The organism is Haladaptatus sp. DYF46, from assembly GCF_021083305.1.
Classification (GTDB): domain Archaea; phylum Halobacteriota; class Halobacteria; order Halobacteriales; family Haladaptataceae; genus Haladaptatus.
This window is the reverse complement of record NZ_JAJFAY010000001.1, coordinates 148773-164819: the sequence shown is the minus strand read 5'-3', so window position 1 is coordinate 164819 and position 16047 is coordinate 148773. Positions and strand designations below refer to the sequence as shown.

Sequence of the window (16047 nt, the reverse complement as noted above, 5' to 3'; positions counted from 1 at the left end):
CGCTGGCGGAAGTATGGAAAATCCGCTCGTCGCGGCCGGAATCGCGCTCGTCTTCTTCGGCATCGGCTCCTTTTTCGGCCAAATCGGCATCATCATCGCGGGACTCATGCTTATCGCGATTGGCTCGTCGTCACAATCGGGAGGCGATTCCACGGACCCGGCGGACAAAGCGAACTGTCCGTCGTGTGGTGCCAGAAACGACCCGGAAAACGTCACCTGTCATCACTGCGGAACGGTGCTTTCGGAAGAGTAAGAGACGTCTCCGAGTTGTCGTTATCGACCGATTACCGGGGCGTAGCGGACGATTTTCCGCGGCACGCCCGGCATTCCGTCGAACAACCAGAGGCAGAACACTCCTAGCAGCAGGCCGAGTTCGAGCGCGATGTACCCCCTGATTGCCGGGTCGCCGAGGTGTGTGACGTAGTCGCCGAAGTACTCGTGGAATCGTGCCAGAAACCCGAGACCCGATCGGTCGGTCGGGACGGGAACGAGGGGCCACAGCAGGAAGTCGAACGAGGGCGTCTTGCCGACGGCGACGGGGTAGATGATGTCCCCCGCGAGGTGCGAGAGGTAGCCCACCGTGAACGCGACGCCGATATCGGTTCGCTTCGCTCGATGGGCCAAGAGGAGCGCCACCGCAGACAGCGGGGCCGCGGTGACGAGCGAGTGGGCCAGCGAATGCCCGCTCGGAAGCACCGACAGGGACCACGCGAGCGGTTTGTCCACGAGGTCGGGAAGTTGCGTCGCAACGCAGAGGACGACCACCGCGTCGCTTCGCGGCGCGCGTCCCGTCCACAGGCGTCTGAAGACGGAGTAGGTGAGATAGCCGAACGCGAGATGTTCCCACGGCCACATTATGCCGTCACGTTGACCCAAATTTGGGTGTGTTGGGCGGCGTTACTCGTGGTCGGGTCGCTCGGCGGGTCGCCCTTGTAGAGGAGATAGACGAGGCGAAGGTCCTCACCGGTCATGGTCGGATCGATGTCGTGGCGCGTTCGCCACCTCTCACCCGCCGAAACCCGACGGTCGAACCGGCCTATCTCCTCGCGTTCCGTGACGCGCGCACCGCCGTTCGGGCGCTGCTCCACGCGCTGAAGTTGGGCGACGACGGTGTACTCCGTCGTCTCGTCCTCGTGGTTCTGCACCGAGACGAACACGGGGTTCGACTCGCCCGCCGTGATGTTCGTGGGGTAACCCTCCGTGACGTAGTCCCCGTTATCGTTCCGCGTGAGCAACGACAGGTTCGAGAAGTGTTCCCCATCCTGCGGGGCGGCGACGGCGAATCCCACGGTCGTCAGCGCGACGATGACCGAGAGGACGAGCGCCAGATTGAGTACCACGTCCGCCGCCGACTCCTCGTGAAAGATGACACGGTACAGGTGGGTTACGCCGCCGCGGACCGACACCGACAGTCGGCTCTTTTTCGGGACGTTGAACCGGCGAACGACCGCGAAGATCGAGACGAGGAGCGTGAAAGCGGCGACGGCGGCGATGACGTACACCGGGACGAACGGCAGGCGAGCGAGCGAAAACAGCACTCCGACCGGCGTCAAAAGGGCGACGCTGACGCCGAAGGAGAGTGCACAGCGTTCGCCGCCCGTGACGCCGTGCTGTCTGACCCGTGCCGGACTCGTCCACTTCTGCGACTGCGACGACCCCTCCTTCGGGAACAGGAACGCGACGAGGGCGTACCCCGGCGCGAAGAACACGAGCGGAAGTCCCAACGCGACGGCGAGCGGGGTTCCGTACACCATCGGTTGTACGAGCGCAAGTGAAAGGAGTATGACGACGATACCGAGGATAGCTAAATCGACGGGGAACTCCAACACCGGCTGTGTGATTTTGGCCCACCAGGAGTCGTTCGTTTCGTGGCTCATGTCGGTAATAACTCACGTGCTGTTTTCGTGCGGTGCTGGTCCGTCCGTTGTTCTCGGAAAGGCATCGAAATCAGTCCGTGAGGGTCGTATTCTCGGCTGGTACTTTGTTATCCAGCGCGTACTTCCGGCCCGACGCTGTTCGATACCCCTACTACCCCGTCAACCCCTCGAAACCGCGGTTTTCGGCCCGGTAAGGGGTTATTGTGACGCGGAAGGAAGTCCATAACAAAGGGGATGAAGGCGAGATACACCTCCGTGCTTGCCAAGCAACGGCGAGTGAATGACGGTGATCGAATCTGAATTGGACACGCGCAACCGATGACTTGGACGAACAGATTCCCGACGGCGACGTGATGTTCGCCGTCGACGAAGACGAGGACGGCGACGAGTTAGCCATCATCGCCGACATTACACGAGACGAGGCGTGGATATCGATGCCGTTGGCGGCGGCGCACACGCTCTCACAGTGCCGTTGACTCCGAACCACTTTTCACCGCCGTCTTCGGAGTGCATAGCCGATGGATTACACACTCACCGCGCTCGCGCTACTGACCGGACTGCTGACCGGCGCACTGTTCAAGTTCGTCGGCGCGCCGATTCCCGCACCGCCCGAACTGCCGGGTATCATGGGAATCGTCGGTATCTATCTCGGTTTCAAAATCGTCGATGCCACCGGATGGAGCGTCAACGCGCTTCTCACGACGCTCGCCGGATGAAACGGACGAAATGACGGACGTACCGACGCAAACGAACGAAACGACTTCTACGTAAACACTGGAAAACGAAGAGCGGCGCGACCACCGAAATCAGCAAGCGAAAGCTCGTTCCGAGTTCGTCACCGGAAAATCGGAGATTTTCCGGGCTACCGACTGAATGGAGCCGAACGACTCGCTGGGCGAGTCGTTCGGCAAAATGAAGGAGGTATGCTTTTGGTCCAGCTTTTGCCAGGGGGCAAGCGGAAACGACGGCGGCGGCCGCCGTCGTTTCCGCCTGCGACCGCAGCAAAAGGTGGGTTCTAGTAACTGCGTTCTTTCGGCTCGTACGTCTTGTTCTCGCCTTCGAGGATGGTCGGCTTGTACCAGAGTTGCGGCGTGCCGTCCTCCCACGAAAGGAGCGTGTGTTTCAGCCACACGTCGTCGCGGCGGTTCTGGTTCTCCTGTCGCCAGTGAGCGCCGCGGAACTCGTCGCGGGCCAGCGCGCCGAGCGTGATGGCCTCGGCGAGGTCGATGAGGTTCCGCATCTCGATGGTGTGGATGAGGTCGGTGTTGAAGGTGCGGGACGGGTCGTTGACGTACACGTCCTGATACTCCTCGCGGACCTCGCGGATGTCGCGAAGGGCCTGCTTGAGGCCGTCCTCGTTCCGGAAGACGTTGACGTTCGCCGTCATCGCCTTCTGGAGTTTTGCGCGGAGTTCGGCCTGCTGGATGCCGTCGTCCTTTTCGAGGAGGGTTTCGACGCGGTTTCGCTCGGCCTCCAACGCGGCTTCGACCGTCTGGGTCGGGTCGGCGAGCGTCGCGCCGCCGTCGGCCACCGCGCCGTCGTCGTCCGATGCGACCGCACCGGGTTCGACGGGCGTATCGACATCGCCCATCTCGGTGTCGTCCGTCTTGCCGGTCGTGATTTCCGGTTCGCCGAGGTCCGTCCCGGCGGCGTGACGGCCCGCACGGGCACCGAAGACGATGAGTTCGGGCAGCGCGTTGCCGCCGAGGCGGTTCGAGCCGTGAACGGACACGCAGGCACACTCGCCCGCTGCGTACAGGCCGTCGATGCAGGTGTGACCGTTCTCGTCGGTTTCGATGCCGCCCATCGCGTAGTGCTGACCGGGTTTGACGGGCATCGGTTCTTCGAGCGCGTTGACGCCCTCGAAGTCCTCCGCGAGGTGGAGGATGTTTTCGAGGCGGTCCATGATGCGTTCCTCGCCGAGATGGCGCATGTCGAGGTGGACGTACTCGTCGTTGATTCCCCGTCCGTTGTTCACTTCGGTCAGTTCGGCACGGGCGACCACGTCACGGGAGGCGAGTTCCCCCTCGTTGTTCGCGTAGCCGTGTTCGAACATGAACCGCTCGCCCTCGCTGTTGTAGAGGATGCCGCCCTCGCCGCGCACGCCCTCGGAGATGAGAACCCCGGTCGAGGGAAGCGTCGTCGGGTGGAACTGGATGAACTCCATGTCCTCCAGCGGGACGCCCGCGCGGTAGGCCATCGCGGCACCGTCGCCGGTGTTGGCCACCGCGTTGGTCGTGTGGTCGAAGACCTGTCCGAGGCCGCCGGTCGTCAGGATGACGCCATCTCGGGCGACGAAGCCTTCGACGTTGCCCGACTTGATGTCGTAGCCGACGACGCCGTGACAGTCGCGCTCCGCGGGGTCGTCCTGATTCGTGACGGCGAGGTTGGTGACGTACCACTCGTCGTACACCTGAATGCCGCGTTTGACGACCTGCTCGTACATGGTGTGGAGCAGGTGGTGGCCCGTCTCCGCGCCCGCGTAGGTCGTTCGGGCGAACGAGAGTCCCCCGAACGGGCGCTGGGACACCCGACCGTCGTCCTCGCGGGAGAACGCCATCCCCCAGTGTTCGAGCTGAATCGTCTCTTTCGGGCTGTCCTGACAGAGCGTCTCGATCGCCGGGGCGTCGCCGAGGTAGTCCGACCCCTTCATCGTGTCGTAGGCGTGGAGTTCCCAGTCGTCGCCCTCTCTCAGTGCCGCGTTGATACCGCCTTCCGCCGCGCCGGTGTGGCTTCGCACGGGATGAAGCTTCGTGACGAGGGCGACGTCCGCACCCTCCTCGTGGGCCGCGATGGCCGCACGAAGTCCCGCACCGCCCGCACCGACGACGATTACGTCGTGTTCGTACATTGTGTCTGAATTAGGCTTACCAGAACTTGAGGTTGTTCTTCACCGCTTCCCGTTTGAGTTCCTGAATGTGCTCGGTCAGCGGGATGTCTTTCGGACAGACGTTCGTACAGGAGAACTGGGTCTGGCAGCGCCAGACGCCGTGTTCCTGATCGAGGGTTTCGAAGCGGTGTTCCCGCATGTCCTCGCCTTCGCGTTTGTCCATGGCGAACCGGAACGCCTTGTTCAGCGCCGCCGGGCCGAGATACTGGTTGTCGCCGGCCGCGATGTTACACGAGGACATACACGCGCCGCACCAGATACAGCGCGTGGACATCTTGATCTTCTCGCGGTTCTCGCGTGACTGGCGCTGTTCTTCCAGTTCGTCGCTCGGCTCGTCGTCCGTCTGGAAGTAGGGTTCGACCGAGTGCATCTGGTCGTAGAAGTGCTCCATATCGACCACGAGGTCCTTGACGACCTCGGCGTGCGGGAGCGGTTCGACGCGGACCGGCCCGTCCAAGTCCGAAATCTGGGTCTTGCACCCGAGTCGCTGCGTGCCGTTGATGAACAGCGCGTCGCTGCCGCAGATAGCCTGCCGACAGGAGTGACGGAACGTGAGCGTCGTGTCGAAGCGGTCACGTGCGTACATCAACGCGTCGAGGACGGTCATCCCCTTCTCGAGGGGAACGTGGAAGTCGTCGAAGCGGGGTTCCATCTTCCCCTCGACCTCGGGGTCGTAGCGGAACACCTTGAGGTGGACCGTCTCCTCGTCCGTCTCGGGCGACTCCTGCGCCTCGGTTGACTGCTCGTTTCGGGCCTTCTTTTCCGCTCGGCGGCGGTCGCCGGGGGTTTCGATGCGCTCCGTTTCGGTTTCGGCTTCCGTCTCTTCGGATAGTTGCGTGCTCATGATATCAACCCGTTCATGACGAGTGCGACGTAGATTCCCTGTGCCGAGAGCAGAACGCCGGCCACGATGAGGACCCATTTGACCGCGGTCTTTCGACCGCCCGTGAGGCCCTGATTGAGCAGGGCGGCGTAGACGCCGTTGACGCCGTGGAACGCCGCCGTGATGAGGAACAGCGTCATCGTGAGGAAGTACCCCCACTGGGACATCCGTGCTTGCGTCCCCGCGAACGTTATCTCGGGCGCGTGGTGGACGAAGTGGAGCATGAAAAAGTGGAACGCCAGCACGACGACGAGAAACGCCGCCGTGATGCGCTGGAGGAACCACGTCATGCTTCCGCTCTGGAAGGAAGAGTAGCGCTCAGCCATTCAGAACGCCCCCTCCATGAACGTCGGAACGCTCGCCAAGACGATGACGGCCGTCACGATAAGCGAGGCGTAAAAGCTCTTGTCCTGCGATTCGAGTCCGACACCCAAGTCGACGAAGAGGAGTCTGACGCCGTTGAGAATGTGGAAAACGGCTACGGCGAGCAGACCGATTTCACCGATTCGGACGATGGTCAGCCCTTCGAGTCCTTGGATGGTATTGGTGTAGTAGGTCCCATCACCAACGGTAGCGGTACTCAACACGGCAATGTGCGTGAACAGGTAGCCGATGAGTACCCACCCGGTAAATTTGTGGAAAATCCAGGCCCACATCCCGGCCGAAAATTCGCGCCAACGGCCGAAGTCCTCGATGAGGCCCCGGTTGTACGATTGACTCATTCCAATCGGATGGTCGGTACTCGGAGCAAATAGAAGTTACTACCTGTCCGCGTTCGCGCCGGCGAACTGCGGCCGCGTTGATAGCTCTTCCGAAGGGAGCTTCGGATGTCGAATTTCGGCGCAAATGTGCCCCATCAGTGCGGTATTCGGACCTCTCGCCCGTCCGGCTTCCGTTTTGCGGCAAAATTAGCTGTCGTCGAGTCGTCAACTCGAAGATTGCCGGTTTCTCGGTCGAAACGACCCGGGGTCACTGGTCGGCGAGTTCGGGCGTGCCGACGTATCCCGGGGGTTGCACGTCACCCTCGGTTTCGGCGTGCGCCCGGTCGCGTTTCAGCGCCCGGCGGGTGTCCGCGTTCAGTTCGACGATGTGACAGAGCGGGTTGCCCGGATACACCACCGGGTTTTCGAGAACACCGACGAGGAGGCCAGTGAAGGGCGCTTCAACGGTTTCGCGTTCCGTCTTGAACGGGTTCGTGATGGAACAGATTGGCGTTCCCTCGTAAACCAACGAGCCGCGATCGTAGTGCATCTCGACGAGGCCACCGGCGTCCGCGCGAAGCCACGTCTTTTCCTTCTCGTCGTCGATGACGGTCCGCCAACCCGGCCACTTCACCGGGTCGTCCGGGTGGAGGTTGTACTCCGCGAAAACGCTCATCACGCCTTCGAGCGCCCGGTCGATGAAGTGTCGCTGGAATCGGTGGGCCTCGCCCATCTCGATGGTTATCGTCGGCGCGCCGCCGTCGGTCACCTCCCGTCGAAGCGTCCCGGACGGGCCTGACGAGGAGATGATGACGTTCGAACCGAACGCGCGTGCCAACCGGGCGACGTCGGGGTCCTGCATGTCGGCCCTGACGTGGAGCATGTTCGTCCGGCCGCGTGTGGACGTGTGAAAGTCGATACCGAGGTCACACGGTTCGAGGAAGTTCCGATATATCTGATCGGCCATCCGTTTCGCGCTCGTCGAATCCTCACGGCCGGGGAACGAGCGGTTCAGGTCGCGGTCGTAGATGGGAAGGTATCGCTGTTGGGCGAGGAAGCCGGGTACGTTGAGTACGGGCATACAGACGATGGTGCCGTGTAACTCCTCGTGATTCCAGTCGTAGGCGACCTCTCGGACGACCTCGATTCCGTTGAGTTCGTCGCCGTGTGCCGCCGCAGAGAGAAAAACCGTCGGCCCCGGATACTCCCCGTTGATGATAGTGACGGGAATCCGTACGGGATCACCGAGATACGTCTCGCTGATCCCGTACCGGATGTTCTGCGTCTCGCCCGGCTTCACGATACCGCCATTGTAGGTAAACGGCTCCGCATCGTCCCCGGTCATGTACAGCACTCAGGGGCGACCGCATAAAAACATACTACTACACCTGTCCGATTCCGAAACCATTCCGTGAGAGCCGTTGACGCTTCAAATCAAGTGAGAACGATTTAAGGCCGGACGGGCGAAATGTACCGTACATGGATTCTGACGGTTCACCTGTTTGCGTAGGGGTACTCAGTCTGCACAACAGCAAGGAAACGAAAGCGATCTGCAACGCCATCGAAGACCTCGGCCACGAACCGGAGTGGCTTCGCCACGAGAACACGGCGGTCGAGATAGAGGACGGGTCCATCACGCTCGAACCCGACATCGACGTCGTCGCGAACCGACTGCTGCTGTCCAACACCGAACAACCCTCGGAGGCCCTCGGTCTCGCGAACATCTACGACTCGCTCGTACCGACCCTCAACCGTCCCAAGGCGGTCATGACGGCGATTCACAAGTTCTCTACCGCGGCGAGTCTCACGAACGCGGGCGTCCAAGTCCCGGACGCGCTCCTCGCGCTCAACACCGACCGCCTGAACGACGGGCGGTCGAACTACGGCGAGGAGGCCGTCTACAAGACCGCCATCGGAACGCACGGCGGCGGGACGTGGAAGGTCGGCGCGGACGAGTTGGTCAACCCGCGCGTCGGCGAACGACAGGCGTTCCTGCAGGAACTCATCGAGCGCGACGAGGGGCGACACCGGGACCTCCGCGTCTACGTCGTCGGCGACCGGATCGTCGGCGCGATGAACCGCTACGCGCCGGAAAACGACTGGCGGACGAACGTCGCGCTCGGCGGCGACGTCGAGGACATGTCCGACGCGCTTCCCGACGACGTGGTCGACATCGCCCGCCGAGCGACCGACGTCATCGGCCTCGACTACGCCGGTGTGGACCTCATCGAAGGGCACGACGGCTGGTACGTCCTCGAAGTGAACCCGACGGCCGGGTTCAAGGGACTGTACAAGGCGACCGGACGGAGCGCGGCCCCGTACATCGCAAAAGTCGCGATCGAAGCGGGCGGCGGCGAAGTGGACGACACCCGCGTCGACGAACTCTCCGCTACGCTGGACGATTCCGTCCCGTCGTGTAAACCCGTCAGCGCCACGTCGGAACCGACGGAACCGGTCGTCATCGGCTACACCGAGGAGGTCCTGGTGAGCGGGACGAGCGGGTCGGAAACGGTCGTCGCCAAATCCGACACCGGTGCCACTCGGTCGAGCATCGACACCAAACTCGCGGCGCAGATCGGTGCCGGACCCATCAAAAGCATGACGCGCGTCAAGTCCGGAAGCCGAAAGTCGAGCAAGTCGCGCCCCGTCGTGGACGTGGTCATCGGTGTCGGCGGCAACCGCCACACCGTCACCGCGAGCATCGAGGACCGAGGCCACATGGACTACCCGGTCCTCCTCGGCCGCGACATCCTCGAACACTATCAGGTGGACGTGCGTCGCCGCGTCGACGGCGAGGAGGAAGCCGAGATGGAAGAAGAGGAAGAACAGGAAGGGTGATCGACCGCGTTCGAAGGTGACGTGAACACGGGGACGCGGTGTGAACGGCTCCAAACACGCCGTTTTTTACGTTCGAATCCCTACCGAAGGACAGTATGGAGACATCCCGCGACGGGAATGGGACGGATTTCGATGACGTGGAGACCGTCCTCCGAACGGACCCCGTGATGGCCAAATTGCTCGACAAACACGACCCGTACACGGAGGCGAACTGGACGGAGTACGAGCGGCTCTGTATCTCCATTATCAATCAACAACTGTCGACGGCGAGCGCGGCGGCGGTGAAAGAACGCGTCTTCACCTTGCTCGGGGACGTGACGCCGGAAGCGGTACTCGCCGCCGAGAAGGCGGCCCTTCGGGACGCTGGGCTTTCGCGCACGAAGGTCGAGTATCTCAAGAACGCGGCGCGTGCGTTCCAGCGCGACGATTTTACCGTGGAAGGGTTGGCCGACCACTCGGACCAGGAGGTCGTGGACGCGCTAACCGAAATCAAGGGCGTCGGGGACTGGACCGCCAGAATGTACCTGTTGTTCGTGCTGGAGCGCGAGGATATTCTCCCATTGGGCGACCTCGCGGTTCGGCGCGGCATCCAGCAGTTGTACGGCGACGGCGAGGAGTTGACGCGCGAGGAGATGCGTGAAATCGGCGAACGGTGGCGGCCGTACCGTTCGGTCGCGACCCGATACATCTGGGCCGAGTACGAGTCGGACTGATTCGAAAACGGCCATCGTTACGACGGGTGCGGATCGAATCCGACCGGGAAAAAGAACGAGGAGGGCCGTCGGGTTTCTCGTTGCCGAAGGACTGAATAGTCAGTCGTCGTGCCCGTGGCCGTCATCGTCGTCGTGGCCGCGTCCGTCGCCGTGATGGTCGCCATCGTCGTGGCCGTGTCCGCGTTCGTGTCGATGGTGGTGATTCCGAATGTTCCGCCACACGGCGTGTTTCGTGTCGAGGTGCCCTTCGCCGTGGTACGTCGGGTCGCGCAGGTCACGGGCGGTGGCTTCGAGATGCGCTCGCACTTCGGCGGGCGTCGCGTGCGGGTTGACGCTCTTCACCAGCGCGGCGACGGCGGCCACCTGCGGTGCTGCCATGCTCGTCCCCGCCTTCCACGCGTACGCGGGAACCATGTCCGCGTCGTCGTCCTCGTCGCCCCACTCGAAGACCGTGCTAAGTACCATGTCGTACTGTGCGTTCGCGTCCTCGGGCGCTTCTCGGTCGAAGTTCCCGCCGGGGGCACTGATGTCGATAGCCTCCGCGCCGTAGTTGGTGTAGTACGCCGGTTCGGTCGTCGGTTCGCGGAGACGGCGAAGCGCCCGCCGGTAGTGACGACGGTCGTGATGCCAACCGCCGTGGCCGCGTTTTTCCTCGTGCTTCTCCTTGCGCTTCTCGTCGTCCCAGAGGAACCCGATGGGGCCGGTCGCGCTGATGCTCATCACGTTGTCCGCCTCGTTCGGGAGGCTGATGACGTCGCCATCCTCGTCCAGATTCACGGCGTCGTTCCCCGCCGCCGCGACCATGAGCGTTCCCTGTTCGTTCGCGAAGTCCGCCGCCCGTTCGATGGACTCCTGTAACAGTTCCGTGTCGGCATCCTTCGGGAGCGGATACGCGCCGAGACTCATGTTCGCCACGTCGGATTCGATCTCCGCGCTGTGTTCCATCGCGGCGATGATGTCGCCGAAGACGGCGAACGGTCCGGTGAACACGCGAAGGGCGACGAGGTCGGTGTCGGGTGCGGTGCCGATGACGCCGTCCTCGTTCGATCCGTCCGCGGCGATGATGCCCGCACAGTGCGTTCCGTGGTCGCTCAGTATCGGGTTGAAGTCCCCGCCGTCGCCGGTGAAGTTCATCGAGAGGTCCGTGTTGAGCGCGTGCCGGAGGTCCGGATGCGTTTCGAGCGCACCCGAGTCGATGACCGAGACGCGCGTTCCCTCGCCGCGCGTCTTGCGGTGGACTTTCAGGACGTCCTGTGCCTGTTTGTCCCATTGCAGGTCGTAGCGCGTGTCGTGCGGATGGTGGTGGGGGTTCTCGTGGTGTTCGGTTTCGGCTCGATCGAACTCCATCTCGACGTCCTTCGAGTGGCGCGTTCCGCTGACGTCGCTTTTTTCGCCCTCGACCACGGCGATGTCGATCTGGTCCAACCGATGGACGACTTCGAGTCCGTCGAGAACGTCGGACGAGGCGTCCCGTAAGTCGACGATATATCGATCTTCCCGCGACTGTGCCGAAACGGTCGGCGTCGTCAGTGCTACTCCGGTTAGTGCGGCCCCTGCGCCCTTCAAGAAAGAACGGCGCGTCGGTTTTCGTGGCATTCGTTTACACATACTATCAGCCACACATTAATCTTAATATTCGAAAATATTGCAAAATATAAGAGTAGAAGAATATTTTGTCAAGAAGATGACTAGTTGAATCAAATTAGTCATCGGAAGAAGGAGATGAGACGGCGGAAATGCCACGAAGACGACGAATGAAAGGGCAGTCGTTCCCCGATTCGGAATCGAGGAGAGAGGATAGATACCGTCCCCGATGGTGCCAGCTAGAAACTCGTGGAGGGTTCTAACTCCCTGATGAGGTCGAGGTACGACGTTATCGGCACGTCCGACTCGTCGAGTAGAACGCGTTCGCCGTCCCGTTCGATGATGCCGGCCTCCTCCAGCTTCGGGATGTGTTTGTGATGGAGTTCGGTGAGAACGTCCGGCTTGTCGTGTTCGGTCGTCCGGTCGTCCCAGTCGATGATCCGGTCGGCGAGTTCCTCGCGTTCGACGGGCGTTTCGCAGTTTCGAAGATGGTAGAGGACGTAGCGACGGCGATAGTCCGCTAACACCGCCATCATCGCATCGAGGTCGTCCGAATGGACGTCGTCGTTCTTCGAATTCGCTCCCGGAACGCCGGTAAAGTCGGAACTCATCGTTATTAATACAACATCCAACTCCCGTAAAAGAACTATGCCTACACATGTAGGCACGAGTGGAACGGCCTCAGAAACCCTTTCCAAGCAGTTCGCGAGCGATGATGTTCTTCTGAATTTCCGTCGTCCCCTCGTAGATTTGGGTGATCTTTGCGTCGCGGTACAGTCGCTCCACGTCGAAGTCGTTGACGTACCCGGACCCGCCGTGAATCTGGACCGCTTCGTCCGCACATTCGACCGCGATACGCGAGGAGAACTCCTTCGCCATCGACGCGAGTTGGGTCAGTTGCCCGTCGCCGTTGGCGACGCTCCACGCGGATTTGTAGGTGAGGTTGCGCGCGGCTTCCGTGTTCGTGTGCATCTCGGCGAGTTTGTGCTGAATCGCTTGGAAGTCGCTGATTGAACGCCCGAACTGTTCACGCTCTTGGGCGTAATCGAGGGCGCGTTCACAGGCACCCTTGGCGATACCGACGCCCTGTGCGGCGACGGCCGTCCGAGTTTCGTCGAAGAACTGCATGAGTTGGAGGAAACCCATGCCGCGCGTCCCGACGAGGTTCTCCTCGGGGACGCGCACGTCGTCGAAAATGAGTTCGGCGGTGTCGGAGGCGCGGATGCCGAGTTTGCCGGTTATCTTGTCGGCCTCGAACCCGTCGCGGTCGGATTCGACGATGATCTGCGAGAAGCCGGCGTAGCGATCCTCGGCCTCGGGATCGGTCTTCGTCATGACGACGAAGAAGTCGCCGATGGACCCGTTCGTGATCCACATCTTGTTGCCGTCGATGACCCACTCGTCGCCGTCCTTCTCGGCCGTGGTGGAAACCGACGAAACGTCGGATCCCGTGTCGGGTTCGCTGATGGCGGTACCCATGACGGCGTCGCCGGCGGCGACGGGGGCGAGGTACTCCTCTTTCTGCTCTTCGGTGCCGAACTCGCGGATGGCGTCGCCGCCGAAGGCCGTACTCGTGATACAGAGGCCGATGCCGGGGTCCACGGCGAACAGTTCCTCGACGATGATGGCGACTTCGAGGGGCGAGTAGCCCGCGCCGCCGTACTCGATGGGAATGTTCGCGCCGGTCAGGCCCATCTCGGCGGCCTTGTCGATGATCTCCCACGGGTACTCCTCCTTCTGGTCGTACTCCTTGGCGATGGGTTCGACCTCGTTCTCGGCGAATCGTCGCACTTCGTCACGGATCGCTTGCTGCTCGTCGGTCAGTTCGAAGTCCATGCCAACGACTTACGGGGCAACGGATAAATCGTTTTGTAACCGGATATAAACTCGAAGAAAGTTTATTAGTTAGTAGAGAGAAACGTTGAAACACCCCCGTAACGAGGGTTCTCACATGGCGCTCGAAGATATCAACACCATAGCGGTTCTCGGTGCTGGCAACATGGGCCACGGAATCGCGGAAGTCGCCGCACTTGCGGGATTCGACGTGAACCTGCGCGACATCGAAGAGGAGTTCGTCCAGAACGGCTACGAGGGAATCGAGTGGAGTCTGGGGAAACTCGCGGAAAAAGAACAGATCAGCGAGGCGGAAGCGGACGCCGCGCTGGACCGCGTGACACCCCTCGTGGACTTCGAAGAGGCCGTCGCCGACGCGGATTTCGTTATCGAAGCTGTTCCCGAGAAGATGGCCATCAAGAAGGACGTGTACGGCGAACTGGAGGAGTACGCCCCGGACCACGCCATCTTCGCCACGAACACGTCCAGCCTCTCGATAACGGAACTCTCCGAGGTGACGAACCGCCCCGAACGGTTCTGTGGAATGCACTTTTTCAACCCGCCAGTTCGGATGCAACTCGTCGAGGTCATCACGGGCGCACACACCGACGAGGAGGTTCTCGACGTGACCGAGGAGTTGGCCGAGGAGATGGGCAAAACTCCCGTTCGCGTGCGCAAGGACAGCCCCGGTTTCATCGTCAACCGCGTCCTCGTTCCCCTGATGAACGAGGCGGCGTGGATCGTCGAGTCCGGCGACGCCACCGTCGAGGAAGTCGACAGCGCGACGAAGTTCGACATGGGCCTGCCGATGGGCAGTTTCGAACTCGCCGACCAAGTCGGCGTCGACGTCGGCTACCACGTCCTCGAATACATGCACGAGGTGCTCGGTGACGCCTACGAACCGTGCCCGCTCCTCGCCGAGAAGGTGGAGGAAGGAAACCTCGGCAAGAAGACCGGGAAGGGCTTTTACGACTACGAGAACGGCGGCGTGGACGTCCCGACAGACGCCGGAAGCGAGGACATCGTCCTCCGCCTGCAGGCCGTGATGGCGAACGAAGTCGCGAATCTCGTCGGCAACGACGTCGCACCGGCGAACGAGATCGACGAGGCGGTCATGCTCGGCGCCGGCTTCCCGGAAGGCCCGGCCCGGATGGCCGACGACGCCGGACTGGACACCCTGCTCGAAACGCTCGAATCCCTCCACGAGGAGACGGGTGCGGCGCGCTACGAACCCGCGGACTACCTCGAAGAGCGTGCCGAAGTCGGCGGCTTCGCGGACAAAGACGAGGACGAGGGTATCGAGTTCGAAGCCGTCCGCATCGAGAAACCGGGCGAGATGGTCGGCCAGATCGTCCTCGACCGTCCGCACCGCATGAACACCATCAGCGGGCAACTCCTCGACGAACTCGCCGAGGCAATCGACCAGTTGGAGGCGGACGACGACGTTCGCGCAATCCTCATCACGGGCGAGGGCGACAAGGCGTTTTCCGCCGGTGCCGACGTTCAGAGCATGGCCGCGGGCGGTGCCGACCCCATCGGTGCCATCGACCTCTCGCGGAAGGGCCAGGAGACGTTCGGGAAACTCGAATCCTGTCCGATGCCCGTCGTCGCCGGAATCGACGGCTACTGTCTCGGCGGCGGCATGGAACTGTCCATGTGTGCCGACCTTCGAATCGCCAGCGAGCGCTCCGAACTCGGCCAACCGGAACACGACCTCGGCCTCTTACCGGGATGGGGCGGCACCCAACGCCTCCAGCACATCGTCGGTGAGGGACGAGCGAAGGAGATAATCTTCACCGCGGACCGCTTCGACCCCGAGACGATGGCCGATTACGGCTTCGTGAACGAGGTCGTGCCGACCGAGGAGTTCGAGGACAGCGCGTTCGAACTCGCCGCGAAACTCGCGGGCGGCCCGCCGATCGCACAGAAGTTCACGAAGCGTGCGATGCTCAAGGGCTGGGAGAGCACTGAAGCGGGACTCGAAATCGAGGCGCAAGCCTTCGGCCACCTGATGGCCACCGACGATCTGATGGAAGGAATCACCGCCTTCATGGGAAAACAGGAACCCGAATTCGAGGGGAAGTAGACTGACACCCCATCCCAAACGGGGTGGCACCGATTGACGCGAAATCCGCCCGCTGTCGGTCGATAACGGAAGGTTTAAACTAGTCCACCAGAAAGCAATGAGTGCGCAGAAGCGCGCTACGCTCGGTTGGTGTAGTCCGGCCAATCATCTTGGCCTTTCGAGCCGAGGACCAGGGTTCAAATCCCTGACCGAGCACTTTTTCGAGGAACAAAGTTCTCGTGAGCGTAGCGAACGAGAGCAGGGAAGAGCTTCGCTCTTCCCGTGTGACGAGGAAAAGCGCAGCGTCTGGGATTTGAAGTACGGAAGAGGCAGTCTCGCCGAAGGCGAGGAAGCGTCTTCAGGTGGTTCAAATCCCTGACCGCATATGTCAATTTCGTATCTTTTCGAGGAACGAAGTCGCGAGGACCAGTGCGCGGGGATGACTCCGTGCTGTCGCGGCGCACGTTCGAATAACAAACGAGGATCATGAACGGTGCTGGTGATTTCTGTCGAAGTATTCGTGCGAAGTCGGTGTCGTATTTTGATCACAATACAATAATTCCACCAGGATTAGAATACACCAAATCCGCCATAAAATAGCCTTGTAAAATTCGAGAACAAACTGCGAATGTTTGGCTATTCAAAGAACTAGCGGATATCTTT

The 16047-nt window shown here is 61.7% G+C and carries 16 protein-coding genes and 1 tRNA gene; 7 read left to right on the top strand and 10 right to left on the bottom strand.

Annotated elements, in window-relative coordinates:
• Positions 1 to 13 precede the first annotated feature (13 nt).
• Positions 14 to 253 (top strand): zinc ribbon domain-containing protein, encoded by a 240-nt coding sequence (locus tag LJF34_RS00885; protein WP_231182750.1) that lies wholly within the window; start codon positions 14 to 16, stop codon positions 251 to 253.
• A gap of 20 nt (positions 254 to 273) precedes the next feature.
• Here LJF34_RS00885 and LJF34_RS00880 read toward each other — a convergent pair whose 3' ends face one another.
• The gene (locus LJF34_RS00880) at positions 274 to 855 is read right to left on the bottom strand and encodes a metal-dependent hydrolase (protein ID WP_231182749.1); all 582 of its coding nucleotides are present in this window, start codon (positions 853 to 855) and stop codon (positions 274 to 276) included.
• Entirely contained in the window at positions 855 to 1877 is a 1023-nt protein-coding gene (locus tag LJF34_RS00875; RefSeq protein WP_231182748.1) for a DUF1616 domain-containing protein, read from the bottom strand. Before LJF34_RS00875 ends, LJF34_RS00880 begins: the two co-directional genes overlap by 1 nt.
• 323 nt (positions 1878 to 2200) lie before the next feature.
• Between LJF34_RS00875 and LJF34_RS00870 the strand changes: the two genes are divergently transcribed.
• Both LJF34_RS00870 and LJF34_RS00865 read left to right on the top strand, forming a co-directional pair.
• Complete coding sequence (locus tag LJF34_RS00870; protein ID WP_231182747.1) at positions 2201 to 2353, top strand: hypothetical protein; 153 nt, start codon at positions 2201 to 2203, stop codon at positions 2351 to 2353.
• A gap of 42 nt (positions 2354 to 2395) precedes the next feature.
• The gene (locus LJF34_RS00865; protein ID WP_231182746.1) at positions 2396 to 2593 is read left to right on the top strand and encodes a DUF1427 family protein; all 198 of its coding nucleotides are present in this window, start codon (positions 2396 to 2398) and stop codon (positions 2591 to 2593) included.
• A 299-nt stretch (positions 2594 to 2892) separates the two neighbouring features.
• On the opposite strand, the gene LJF34_RS00860 is transcribed toward LJF34_RS00865, so the two are convergent.
• The 5 genes from LJF34_RS00860 to LJF34_RS00840 form a co-directional block, all read right to left on the bottom strand.
• Complete coding sequence (locus LJF34_RS00860; protein WP_231182745.1) at positions 2893 to 4728, bottom strand: FAD-binding protein; 1836 nt, start codon at positions 4726 to 4728, stop codon at positions 2893 to 2895.
• A gap of 16 nt (positions 4729 to 4744) precedes the next feature.
• Positions 4745 to 5611 carry a succinate dehydrogenase/fumarate reductase iron-sulfur subunit gene (locus tag LJF34_RS00855; RefSeq protein WP_231182744.1) on the bottom strand — a complete coding sequence of 289 codons (867 nt, stop codon included), beginning with the start codon at positions 5609 to 5611 and terminating at the stop codon, positions 4745 to 4747.
• The gene (locus LJF34_RS00850) at positions 5608 to 5976 is read right to left on the bottom strand and encodes a succinate dehydrogenase hydrophobic membrane anchor subunit (protein WP_231182743.1); all 369 of its coding nucleotides are present in this window, start codon (positions 5974 to 5976) and stop codon (positions 5608 to 5610) included. The genes LJF34_RS00855 and LJF34_RS00850 overlap by 4 nt, the downstream gene beginning before the upstream one ends.
• Positions 5977 to 6372: a succinate dehydrogenase, cytochrome b556 subunit gene (sdhC, locus tag LJF34_RS00845; protein WP_231182742.1), complete on the bottom strand. Its 396-nt coding sequence runs from the start codon at positions 6370 to 6372 to the stop codon at positions 5977 to 5979.
• A 247-nt stretch (positions 6373 to 6619) separates the two neighbouring features.
• A complete protein-coding gene (locus LJF34_RS00840; RefSeq protein ID WP_231182741.1) occupies positions 6620 to 7696 on the bottom strand; it encodes a succinylglutamate desuccinylase/aspartoacylase family protein in 1077 nt (358 codons plus the stop codon).
• A 134-nt stretch (positions 7697 to 7830) separates the two neighbouring features.
• Here LJF34_RS00840 and LJF34_RS00835 point away from each other — a divergent pair, with 134 nt between their 5' ends.
• Together LJF34_RS00835 and LJF34_RS00830 are read left to right on the top strand one after the other, a co-directional pair.
• A complete protein-coding gene (locus tag LJF34_RS00835) occupies positions 7831 to 9189 on the top strand; it encodes a RimK family alpha-L-glutamate ligase (protein ID WP_231182740.1) in 1359 nt (452 codons plus the stop codon).
• Positions 9190 to 9284: 95 nt separating this feature from the next.
• A complete protein-coding gene (locus LJF34_RS00830; RefSeq protein WP_231182739.1) occupies positions 9285 to 9902 on the top strand; it encodes a DNA-3-methyladenine glycosylase 2 family protein in 618 nt (205 codons plus the stop codon).
• Positions 9903 to 10001: 99 nt separating this feature from the next.
• Here LJF34_RS00830 and LJF34_RS00825 read toward each other — a convergent pair whose 3' ends face one another.
• From LJF34_RS00825 to LJF34_RS00815, 3 genes are all read right to left on the bottom strand, one after another.
• On the bottom strand, positions 10002 to 11498 hold the full coding sequence (locus tag LJF34_RS00825) for a S8 family serine peptidase (RefSeq protein WP_303646665.1): 1497 nt from the start codon (positions 11496 to 11498) through the stop codon (positions 10002 to 10004).
• 227 nt (positions 11499 to 11725) lie between these two features.
• The gene (locus LJF34_RS00820) at positions 11726 to 12097 is read right to left on the bottom strand and encodes a hypothetical protein (protein ID WP_231182738.1); all 372 of its coding nucleotides are present in this window, start codon (positions 12095 to 12097) and stop codon (positions 11726 to 11728) included.
• A gap of 70 nt (positions 12098 to 12167) precedes the next feature.
• Positions 12168 to 13322 (bottom strand): acyl-CoA dehydrogenase family protein, encoded by a 1155-nt coding sequence (locus LJF34_RS00815; RefSeq protein WP_231182737.1) that lies wholly within the window; start codon positions 13320 to 13322, stop codon positions 12168 to 12170.
• A gap of 115 nt (positions 13323 to 13437) precedes the next feature.
• Between LJF34_RS00815 and LJF34_RS00810 the strand changes: the two genes are divergently transcribed.
• Together LJF34_RS00810 and LJF34_RS00805 are read left to right on the top strand one after the other, a co-directional pair.
• The gene (locus LJF34_RS00810) at positions 13438 to 15405 is read left to right on the top strand and encodes a 3-hydroxyacyl-CoA dehydrogenase/enoyl-CoA hydratase family protein (RefSeq protein WP_231182736.1); all 1968 of its coding nucleotides are present in this window, start codon (positions 13438 to 13440) and stop codon (positions 15403 to 15405) included.
• Positions 15406 to 15525: 120 nt separating this feature from the next.
• A tRNA-Glu gene (locus LJF34_RS00805) sits at positions 15526 to 15600 on the top strand.
• The last annotated feature ends 447 nt before the right edge of the window (positions 15601 to 16047 follow it).

What these genes read in the sequence shown, in the direction of transcription:
- LJF34_RS00885 (WP_231182750.1), top strand. Translation starts at nt 14, where the DNA reads ATGGAAAATCCGCTCGTCGCGGCCGGAATCGCGCTCGTCTTCTTCGGC.
- LJF34_RS00880 (WP_231182749.1), bottom strand. Translation starts at nt 855, where the DNA reads ATGTGGCCGTGGGAACATCTCGCGTTCGGCTATCTCACCTACTCCGTC.
- LJF34_RS00875 (WP_231182748.1), bottom strand. Translation starts at nt 1,877, where the DNA reads ATGAGCCACGAAACGAACGACTCCTGGTGGGCCAAAATCACACAGCCG.
- LJF34_RS00865 (WP_231182746.1), top strand. Translation starts at nt 2,396, where the DNA reads ATGGATTACACACTCACCGCGCTCGCGCTACTGACCGGACTGCTGACC.
- LJF34_RS00860 (WP_231182745.1), bottom strand. Translation starts at nt 4,728, where the DNA reads ATGTACGAACACGACGTAATCGTCGTCGGTGCGGGCGGTGCGGGACTT.
- LJF34_RS00855 (WP_231182744.1), bottom strand. Translation starts at nt 5,611, where the DNA reads ATGAGCACGCAACTATCCGAAGAGACGGAAGCCGAAACCGAAACGGAG.
- LJF34_RS00850 (WP_231182743.1), bottom strand. Translation starts at nt 5,976, where the DNA reads ATGGCTGAGCGCTACTCTTCCTTCCAGAGCGGAAGCATGACGTGGTTC.
- sdhC (WP_231182742.1), bottom strand. Translation starts at nt 6,372, where the DNA reads ATGAGTCAATCGTACAACCGGGGCCTCATCGAGGACTTCGGCCGTTGG.
- LJF34_RS00840 (WP_231182741.1), bottom strand. Translation starts at nt 7,696, where the DNA reads ATGACCGGGGACGATGCGGAGCCGTTTACCTACAATGGCGGTATCGTG.
- LJF34_RS00835 (WP_231182740.1), top strand. Translation starts at nt 7,831, where the DNA reads ATGGATTCTGACGGTTCACCTGTTTGCGTAGGGGTACTCAGTCTGCAC.
- LJF34_RS00830 (WP_231182739.1), top strand. Translation starts at nt 9,285, where the DNA reads ATGGAGACATCCCGCGACGGGAATGGGACGGATTTCGATGACGTGGAG.
- LJF34_RS00825 (WP_303646665.1), bottom strand. Translation starts at nt 11,498, where the DNA reads ATGCCACGAAAACCGACGCGCCGTTCTTTCTTGAAGGGCGCAGGGGCC.
- LJF34_RS00820 (WP_231182738.1), bottom strand. Translation starts at nt 12,097, where the DNA reads ATGAGTTCCGACTTTACCGGCGTTCCGGGAGCGAATTCGAAGAACGAC.
- LJF34_RS00815 (WP_231182737.1), bottom strand. Translation starts at nt 13,322, where the DNA reads ATGGACTTCGAACTGACCGACGAGCAGCAAGCGATCCGTGACGAAGTG.
- LJF34_RS00810 (WP_231182736.1), top strand. Translation starts at nt 13,438, where the DNA reads ATGGCGCTCGAAGATATCAACACCATAGCGGTTCTCGGTGCTGGCAAC.